The sequence below is a fragment of the Rugamonas rubra genome (genome assembly GCF_900114705.1).
GTDB lineage: Bacteria > Pseudomonadota > Gammaproteobacteria > Burkholderiales > Burkholderiaceae_D > Rugamonas > Rugamonas rubra.
Genome location: NZ_FOTW01000031.1, coordinates 62,970 through 70,799 on the forward strand (window position 1 = coordinate 62,970; position 7,830 = coordinate 70,799).

Consider the following 7,830-nt stretch of genomic DNA (forward strand, 5'->3'; position numbering starts at 1 on the left):
CACCGGAGACCAGCATGCGACGACGCCTCTACTTCATGTTGCCCGACCTGCCCAGCGCGCGCGCCATGCTCGACGAACTGCTGCTGGCCCGCATCGAGATCGGCCACATGCGCTTCATGGCGCGCGACGGCACGCTGCCGGCGGACATGCCCGACGTGAGCGTGCTGCAAAAGACCGACGTGGTGCACGGCGCCCAGCTGGGCATCGTCATCGGCGGCATCGTCGGCCTGGGGGCCGGCATCTTCCTGATCATGTTCCCGCCCGAGGGCCTGACCCTGCGCACCGCCGCCATTTTGCTGGTGGCGCTGGGCGGTGCGCTGTTCGGCGGCTGGGCCTCGGGCATGAACGCGGCGGCCGTGCCGAACTCGCGGCTGGCGCAGTTCGCCGAGCGCATCGAGCAGGGACAGGTGTTGATGATGATCGACGTGCCGGTGCGGCGCGTGCAGGAGATCGAGCAGATGATCGCCAAGCGCCATCCCGAAATCAGCTTTGGCGGTAGCGAACCGCCGATGCTGGCGTTTCCGTAGCGCCAGCCGCCCGGGGGTCGGCGGCATTGCCGCCGGCGGCCCCGGGTACTCGTCCCCAGCCGCCCTAGGGTCAGACCCTAGGGTCTGACCCTCGATTGTTGGCCTGGCGGCTCCCCGTCAAATGCCCATGCTGGCCAGGATGGTGCCCAGTTCGCGCAGCGCCGGCTCCAGTTGCGGATGCTGGGCGGCGAACTTGGCCGAAATCTCCTGGGTCCGCTCGGCCAGGCCGTAGGTGGTGGTGTCGCCTTCCGTGGCGGCGGCCTCGCCGCGCGTCAGCAACTGCTTGATGTCGCCGTCCAACTGCTTCAGCAGGTCCTGCAATTCCTCGTCCACCGGACCGGCGCTGGCCAGTTTGGTGTGCAGGGTTTTCAACGATGCCTTCAGGTTGCTGTCCATAGTACTTCCTCAGTCTGCTTCGATTTAGTCGGTGAACTTGGTTCCCTGGTACAGCTCCTCGACGCGGGCGCGGGCCCAGGGTGTCTTGCGCAGGAACTTCAGGCTCGATTTGACGCTCGGCTCGCTGATGAAGCAATTGATGTCGATGCGCTGGCCCAGCTGTTCCCAGCCGTAGTGGGCGTGCAAGCGCGTGACGATCGCTTCCAGGGTCACGCCGTTCAAGTCGTTCATGGTTCTACTTTGCTCAAAATTGTTGCTCACTGCGCCGGCCCGTCGCTTGCGCGCCGGCCGGACGTACTCGGCGGGGACGGGCCGTCGGCGCCGCCCCCGCTGACTCTACTTTACTCCATTACTGCCCGGTCAGGCCACGGCGTTCCAGCAAAGCCTCGATCTTGGCGTCGCGGCCGCGGAAGGCGCGGAACATCTGCATGGCGTCCATCGAACCGCCGCGCGACAGCAGCATCTTGCGGAAATAGTCGCCGTTCTTGCGCAGCATGCCGCCGTTCTCCTTGAACCACTCGACGCTGTCGGCGTCCAGCTTTTCGCTCCACAGGTAGCCGTAGTAGCCGGCCGAGTAGCCGCCGGCGAACACGTGCGAGAAGTAGGTGGTGCGGTAGCGCGGCGGCACCGGCGCGAAGTCGACGCCGGCGTCCTTCAGCGCGGCAGCCTCGAAGGCCAGCACGTCGCCCGGGATCTGCCCGGCGCCCAGCTGGTGCCAGCGCTGGTCGACGATGGAGGCGGCCAGGTACTCGGTGGTGCGGAAGCCCTCGTTGAATTTTTTCGAGGCGACCACCTTGTCGAGCAGCTCCTTCGGCATAGCCGCGCCGGTCTGGTAGTGCTTGGCGTAGTTGCCCAGCACCTCGGGCCAGACCGACCACATCTCGTTGACCTGCGAGGGGAACTCGACGAAGTCGCGCGGCACGCGGGTGCCGGCGAAGCGCGGGTAGGTGACGTCGGAGAACATGCCGTGCAGGGCGTGGCCGAACTCGTGGAACAGGGTGCGCAGCTCGTCGTAGGTGAGCAGCGTGGCCTCGCCGTCGGCCGGCTTGGGAATGTTGAGGTGGTTGGCCACCACCGGACGCGTGCCCATCAGCTTGGACTGCGAGACGTAGGCGTTCATCCAGGCGCCGCCGCGCTTGTTGCCACGGGCGTAGAAATCGGCGACGAAGATGGCCATCGGCTTGCCGTCGGCGTCGATGACGTCGAACACGCGCACGTCCGGGTTGTACACCGGCAGGTCCTTGCGCTCCTTGAAGCTGAGGCCGTAGACCTTGTTGGCGGCGAAGAACAGGCCGTTGTTGAGCACGTTGTTCAGCTCGAAGTAGGGCTTCAGCTGGTTCTGGTCGAAGGCGAAGCGCTGGGCGCGCACCTTGTCGCTGTAGTAGGACCAGTCCTGGGCGGCGACGGCGAAGCCGCCCTTCTCCGCGTCGACGAGCTGCTGGATCTCGGCCGCCTCCTTGCGCGCGTTGGCCACCGCCGGCTTGGCGAACTCGGCCAGCAGGCTGTTGACGGCCTCGGTGCTGCGCGCGGTCTGGTCTTCCAGCGCGTAGGCGGCGTGGCTGGCGTAGCCCAACAGGGCGGCGCGCTCGGCGCGCAGCTTGGCGATCTTCAGCACGATGGCGCGGTTGTCGAACTCGCCGCCGTGGCTGCCGCGCGTGGTCGACGCCTCCAGCAGGCGCTGGCGCGTGGCGCGCTCGCTCAGCACGGCCAGCGAGGCCTGGCCGGTGGTGTTGGTGACGGGAATGGCGAACTTGCCCTCCAGGCCGCGCGCCTTGGCGGTCGCGGCGGCGGCGTCGATCGCCTTGTCGGACATGCCGGCCAGTTCGGCGCGCGTGTCGACGATCAGCGCCGAGGCGTTGGCCTCGCGCAGCACGTTCTGGCTGAAGCTGGTCTGCAGCACGGCCAGCTCGGCGTTGTAGGCCTTCAGCTGGCTCTTGTCGGCGTCGGACAGCTTGGCGCCGGCGCGCACGAAGTCGGTGTTGTAGCGCTCCAGCAGGTACAGCGACTCGGCGTCCAGGTGCAGCTTGGCGCGCCGCTCGTAGAGCGACTTGATGCGGGCGTACAGCTTGCCGTTCAGGCGGATGGCGTCGCTGTGGGCGGCCAGCTTGGGCGACAGGTCGCGGTCCAGCGCCTCCAGCACGTCGTTGGTGTTGGCGCCGGACAGGTTGCCGAACACGCTGCCTACGCGGCCCAGCAACTGGCCGGAGCGCTCCATGGCGACGATGGTGTTGTCGAAGGTGGCGGCCTTGGGATTGTTGGCGATGGCCTCGACCTCGGCGGCCTGCTGGCGCATGCCCTCGGCGTAGGCCGGCGCGTAGTCCTCGTTCTTGATCCGGTCGAAGGCGGGGAACTGGAAGGGCAGCGTGCTGGCCTTGGCGAAGGGGTTGCTGGCGGCCAGCAGGGAGGCCGGCTCGGCGAAGGCGCTGGCGCTGCAAACGGCCGCGACGGCGGCGGCGCTGAACATCAGGTGGGAACGGGTCATGGGGTGCTCTGGGAAATGGTGGGACGAATGGGGGGATGCCCCGCCCGCGCCTGGGGCGCGGCGGGTGGGCTGGCTGGTGCCCGCCATGGTTTTGGGGGGGGCCAGGGACGGCGAAGCCAGGGTCAGACCCTAGGGTCTGACCCTCGATCACGGCGTCCAGTCTTGCCGGCGTTCCAGCTAGCCGAACGAGGCGCTTACTTGCCGGTCAAGCCGCGACGCTCCAGCAGCGGCTCGATCTTCGAGTCGCGGCCGCGGAAGTTGCGGAACAGTTCCAGCGCGTCGGCCGTGCCGCCGCGCGACAGCAGGGTCTTGCGGAACCAGTCGCCGTTCTTGCGCAGCAGGCCGCCGCTTTCCTTGAACCATTCGACGGTGTCGGCGTCCAGCTTCTCGCTCCACAGGTAGGCGTAGTAGCCGGCCGAGTAGCCGCCCGAGAAGGCGTGCGAGAAGTAGGTGGTGCGGTAGCGCGGCGGCACCGGCGCGAAGTCGACGCCCATGTCCTTCAGCGCGGCCGCCTCGAAGCCCAGCACGTCGGTGGGGATCTGGCTAGGCGCCAGCTGGTGCCAGCGCTGGTCCAGCAGCGAGGCGGCCAGGTATTCGGTGGTCAGGAAGCCCTGGTTGAACTTCTTCGAGGCGACCACCTTGTCCAGCAGTTCCTTCGGCATCGGCGCGCCGGTCTTGTAGTGCTTGGCGTAGTTGCCCAGCACCTCGGGCCAGACCGCCCACATCTCGTTGACTTGCGACGGGTACTCGACGAAGTCGCGCGGCACGTTGGTGCCGGAGAAGCGTGGATACTTGACGTTGGAGAACATGCCGTGCAGCGCGTGGCCGAACTCGTGGAAAGTGGTCTTGACCTCGTCGTAGGTCATCAAGGTCGGCTCGCCGGCCGGCGGTTTTGGAATGTTCAGGTGGTTGGCCACCACCGAGTGGGTGCCCATCAGGCCGGACTGCGAGATGTACTCGTTCATCCAGGCGCCGCCCTGCTTGTTGCTGCGGGCGTACATGTCGGCCAGGAAAATGGCCAGCTGCTTGCCGTCGGCGTCGAACACGTCGAACACGCGCACGTCCGGGTTGTACACCGGCAAGTCCTTGCGCTCCTTGAACGTCAGGCCGTACAGCTTGCCGGCGGCGAAGAACACGCCGTTGGTCAGCACGTTGTTCAGCTCGAAGTAGGGTTTCAGCTGGTTCTCGTCGAAGGCGAAGCGCTGGGCGCGCACCTTGTCGGTGTAGAAGGCCCAGTCGGCGGCGCCGACCTGGAAGCCGCCCTTCTCCGCGTCGACCACGGCCTGCAGATCGGCCGCCTCCTTGCGCGCGTTGGTCACGGCCGGCTTGGCCAGGTCGCTCAGCAGCTGGTTGACGGCGCTGGTGGTCTTGGCGGTCTGGTCTTCCAGCGAATAGGCGGCGAAGTTGGCGTAGCCCAGCAGCACGGCCTTGTCGGCGCGCGCCTTGGCGATCTTCAGCACGATGGCGCGGCTGTCGAACTCGCCGCCGTGGCTGCCACGGTTCAGCGAGGTGGCCATCAGGCGCTCGCGCACGGCGCGGTTGCTCAATTCGGCCAGCGGCGCCTGGCCGGAGGTGTTGGTGATGGCGACCAGGAACTTGCCGTCCAGACCCTTGGCCTTGGCGGCGGCGGCGGCGCCGTCGATGGCCGCCTCGCTCATGCCGGCCAGCTCGGCGCGGCTGTCGACGATCAGCGCGGCGGCGTTGGTCTCCTTCAGCACGTTCTGGGTGAAGCTGGTTTGCAGCGTGGCGATGTCGCCGTTGATGGTCTTCAGCTTGTCCTTGTCGGCGGCCGACAAGTTGGCGCCCGAGCGGACGAAGTCGGTGTGGTAGCGTTCCAACAGGTGCTTGGACTCGGCGTCCAGGTGCAGCTTGTCGCGCCGCTCGTAGAGCGACTTGACGCGGGCGTACAGCTTGGCGTTCAGGTAGATGGCGTCGCCGTGGGCGGCCATCTTGGGCGACATGTCGCGGTCGACGGCGTCGAGGGTGTCGTTGGTGTTGGCGCCCTGCAGGTTGGCGAAGGTGGCCTGCACGCGGGTCAGCAGCTGGCCCGAGCGCTCCATGGCGACGACGGTGTTCTCGAAGGTGGCCGGCTTGGCGTTGTTGGCGATGGTGTCGATTTCCTTCAAGTGCTGGCGCATGCCCTCGGCGAATGCCGGCGCGAAATGCTCGTCCTTGATCTTGTCGAAGGCCGGGTACTGGAAGGGCAGCGTGCTGGCCTTGAAGAAGGGGTTGGCGGCGATGGCGGCGGCGGGCGCGGCCGGTGCGGCTTGGACGATCTGGGTCATGGCAAGGCCGAGGCTGGCCGCGAGTACGAGCATTTGAGGACGGGACATGTTTTCATCTTTCAAAGTACGCCAAAGGATGCTGACGCGGATAGCTCAGCATGGAAGCGGCAGATCATAGCAGGCCGATCCGCAGGCGTCATCCGCAAAAAATGCTGCGCTGCGGGGGCGGCGCGCCACTCTTGACGGGTTTCACCGTCGGCTGCTGATATTTTTGCTACTATTTAGACTGTTGCAAGAATATGCGGGCCGATAACGGCTTCGTTTCGGCCGTCGCCATGTTGGCGCCCGCCTTGCGACGATAACCATACCGGCCCTCGACCATGTTCAATTTCATCGCCCACCTGCTGATCTGCGCCACGCTGATCGGCGCCCTGCCCGCCGTTGCGGCGGAATCGGCCTACAACCTCGGCGTGCAAGCCTACCGCGCCAAGGACTACGCCGGCGCGCGCGAGCAATGGGCCTTGGCGGCGCGCGAGGGCGAGACCTCGGCCCTGAACAACCTCGGCTATCTGCTGTACCAGGGACTGGGCGGCGGCACCGACCAGGCCGGCGCCGTGGTGTTGTGGCGGCACGCCGCGATGCGCGGCCACGCCGAGGCGCAATGGCATCTGGGCGCCGCCTTCGAGCAGGGTGCCGGGGTGGACGCCAGCCTGCTGGAGGCCTACGCCTGGTATCGCTGCGCGCTGGCCAACAACGATACCTCGGCCGACGCCGACGCCGCGCAGGAAATCGCGCGGGACGCGGGCAAGTCGCTGTCGGCCTTGATGGGGCGCTTGCCGACGGAACAATTTTCGGCGGCGGAACAGCGGGCCCGGGAATACATTGAAAAATACGCCCGCGCGGCGGCGGCGAACTGAGCGCACGCTGCTCGGCAGAGACCTGCACGGACACCACCAACAGACCCGGGACACATGAATACCGAACAGCTACAGCAACACTGCCGGCAGCTTGCCGGCGCCACGGAGACCCTGCACGGCGCGCCCAGCAACATCCTGGTCTACGCCGTCGGCGGCAAGACCTTCGCCTATTTCAAGACCAGCGAGCCGGAGCAGTGGCGCTTCAGCCTGCGCGTGTCGCCCGAGCACTTCCTCGAGCTGACCGACCGGCCCGGCATCAAGCCGGCGCGCTACATGGGGCGCTTCCACTGGATCACCATCGTCGAGGTGCACAAGTTCCCCGCCGACTATCTGGCCGAGCTGCTGGACTGGTCCTACCACAAGGCGGCCGGCGCGCTCAGCAAGACCAAGCGCCTCGAACTGGGCGTGCTGCAGGCTTGAGGGCGGTTCTGTCAGGAGGGAGCGAGCGATGAAAGTCAAACGATTGCTGGCCAATATGGACGTGCCCGACGTCGGGCGCGCGCGCAGCTTCTACCACGACGTGCTGGGCCTGGAGTTGCTGATGGACCACGGCTGGATCCACACCTACGGCACGGCGGCGCAGATGAGCGTGCAGATCAGCTTCGCCACCGAGGGCGGCTCCGGCACGGCGGTGCCGGACCTGTCGATCGAGGTGGACGATGTCGACGAGGCCTTCCGCCGCATGACGGCGGCCGGCTTCGTCGCCGAATACGGCCCGGTCGACGAGCCCTGGGGCGTGCGGCGTTTCTACGTGCGCGACCCGTTCGGCAAGCTGGTCAACATTTTGGCGCATTGCTGAGCCGGGTACTGGCGGGCACGCAGGGTTAGTGTTGCAAGTATTTCTCGATGCGGCGGTCCGGCAGGAACCACAGGATCGCCACGCCGATGTAGACGGCGAAGGCCAGCCAGACGTGCACGAACGACAGCGGCACCGCCAGCAGGTACAGCACCGACAATATCGGCCCCTTGTAGTCCTTGCCCACCGCCAGCACCAGCGGCGAATTGTTGGCGTTGCGCGAGACCAGCACCCGCTCCAGGATCAGGTAGGCCAGCGAGGACATGAACAGCATCGCGCCATACAGCGCGACCGGCACCGGCGCGAAGTGGTTTTCGCCCATCCAGCCGGTGGCGAAGGGGATCAGCGACAGCCAGAACAGCAGATGCAGATTGGCCCACAGCACGCGGCCGTCGATCACCGAGGCGGCGTGCAGCATGTGGTGGTGGCTATATGTACAAGTGAGGCATATTTTCCGCCGAGTGAATGACGGTTTGAGGTCGAATTT

The 7,830-nt window shown here is 66.6% G+C and carries 9 protein-coding genes; 4 read left to right on the plus strand and 5 right to left on the minus strand.

Annotation, left to right across the window (positions count from 1 at the left end):
- Nucleotides 1-14: 14 nt before the first annotated feature.
- Complete coding sequence (locus BM252_RS26250) at nt 15-527, plus strand: DUF1269 domain-containing protein (RefSeq protein WP_174900694.1); 513 nt, start codon at nt 15-17, stop codon at nt 525-527.
- A 117-nt stretch (nt 528-644) separates the two neighbouring features.
- On the opposite strand, the gene BM252_RS26255 is transcribed toward BM252_RS26250, so the two are convergent.
- The 4 genes from BM252_RS26255 to BM252_RS26270 form a co-directional block, all read right to left on the minus strand.
- Nucleotides 645-923, minus strand: a complete 279-nt coding sequence (locus BM252_RS26255) for a DUF4404 family protein (protein WP_093390624.1) — start codon at nt 921-923, stop codon at nt 645-647.
- A gap of 24 nt (nt 924-947) precedes the next feature.
- On the minus strand, nt 948-1,154 hold the full coding sequence (locus BM252_RS26260; RefSeq protein WP_093390625.1) for a VF530 family protein: 207 nt from the start codon (nt 1,152-1,154) through the stop codon (nt 948-950).
- A 118-nt stretch (nt 1,155-1,272) separates the two neighbouring features.
- Nucleotides 1,273-3,405, minus strand: a complete 2,133-nt coding sequence (locus BM252_RS26265; protein WP_093390626.1) for a M3 family metallopeptidase — start codon at nt 3,403-3,405, stop codon at nt 1,273-1,275.
- A 194-nt stretch (nt 3,406-3,599) separates the two neighbouring features.
- The gene (locus tag BM252_RS26270) at nt 3,600-5,738 is read right to left on the minus strand and encodes a M3 family metallopeptidase (RefSeq protein ID WP_245774461.1); all 2,139 of its coding nucleotides are present in this window, start codon (nt 5,736-5,738) and stop codon (nt 3,600-3,602) included.
- A 272-nt stretch (nt 5,739-6,010) separates the two neighbouring features.
- On the opposite strand from BM252_RS26270, the gene BM252_RS26275 reads away from it, so the two are divergent.
- From BM252_RS26275 to BM252_RS26285, 3 genes are read left to right on the plus strand one after another with little or no spacing between them, the layout of a single operon-like run.
- Nucleotides 6,011-6,547, plus strand: a complete 537-nt coding sequence (locus BM252_RS26275) for a tetratricopeptide repeat protein (RefSeq protein WP_093390628.1) — start codon at nt 6,011-6,013, stop codon at nt 6,545-6,547.
- A 54-nt stretch (nt 6,548-6,601) separates the two neighbouring features.
- Complete coding sequence (locus BM252_RS26280) at nt 6,602-6,967, plus strand: MmcQ/YjbR family DNA-binding protein (RefSeq protein WP_093390629.1); 366 nt, start codon at nt 6,602-6,604, stop codon at nt 6,965-6,967.
- Between the two features lie 28 nt (nt 6,968-6,995).
- Nucleotides 6,996-7,346 (plus strand): VOC family protein, encoded by a 351-nt coding sequence (locus BM252_RS26285; RefSeq protein ID WP_093390630.1) that lies wholly within the window; start codon nt 6,996-6,998, stop codon nt 7,344-7,346.
- A gap of 25 nt (nt 7,347-7,371) precedes the next feature.
- Here the strand turns inward: BM252_RS26285 and BM252_RS26290 are convergent, their stop codons facing one another.
- Complete coding sequence (locus tag BM252_RS26290; protein WP_342742559.1) at nt 7,372-7,794, minus strand: TMEM175 family protein; 423 nt, start codon at nt 7,792-7,794, stop codon at nt 7,372-7,374.
- Nucleotides 7,795-7,830 lie beyond the last annotated feature (36 nt).

Coding starts and splice junctions, on each gene's coding strand:
- BM252_RS26250 (WP_174900694.1), top strand. CDS start 15: ATGCGACGACGCCTCTACTTCATGTTGCCCGACCTGCCCAGCGCGCGC.
- BM252_RS26255 (WP_093390624.1), bottom strand. CDS start 923: ATGGACAGCAACCTGAAGGCATCGTTGAAAACCCTGCACACCAAACTG.
- BM252_RS26260 (WP_093390625.1), bottom strand. CDS start 1,154: ATGAACGACTTGAACGGCGTGACCCTGGAAGCGATCGTCACGCGCTTG.
- BM252_RS26265 (WP_093390626.1), bottom strand. CDS start 3,405: ATGACCCGTTCCCACCTGATGTTCAGCGCCGCCGCCGTCGCGGCCGTT.
- BM252_RS26270 (WP_245774461.1), bottom strand. CDS start 5,738: ATGTCCCGTCCTCAAATGCTCGTACTCGCGGCCAGCCTCGGCCTTGCC.
- BM252_RS26275 (WP_093390628.1), top strand. CDS start 6,011: ATGTTCAATTTCATCGCCCACCTGCTGATCTGCGCCACGCTGATCGGC.
- BM252_RS26280 (WP_093390629.1), top strand. CDS start 6,602: ATGAATACCGAACAGCTACAGCAACACTGCCGGCAGCTTGCCGGCGCC.
- BM252_RS26285 (WP_093390630.1), top strand. CDS start 6,996: ATGAAAGTCAAACGATTGCTGGCCAATATGGACGTGCCCGACGTCGGG.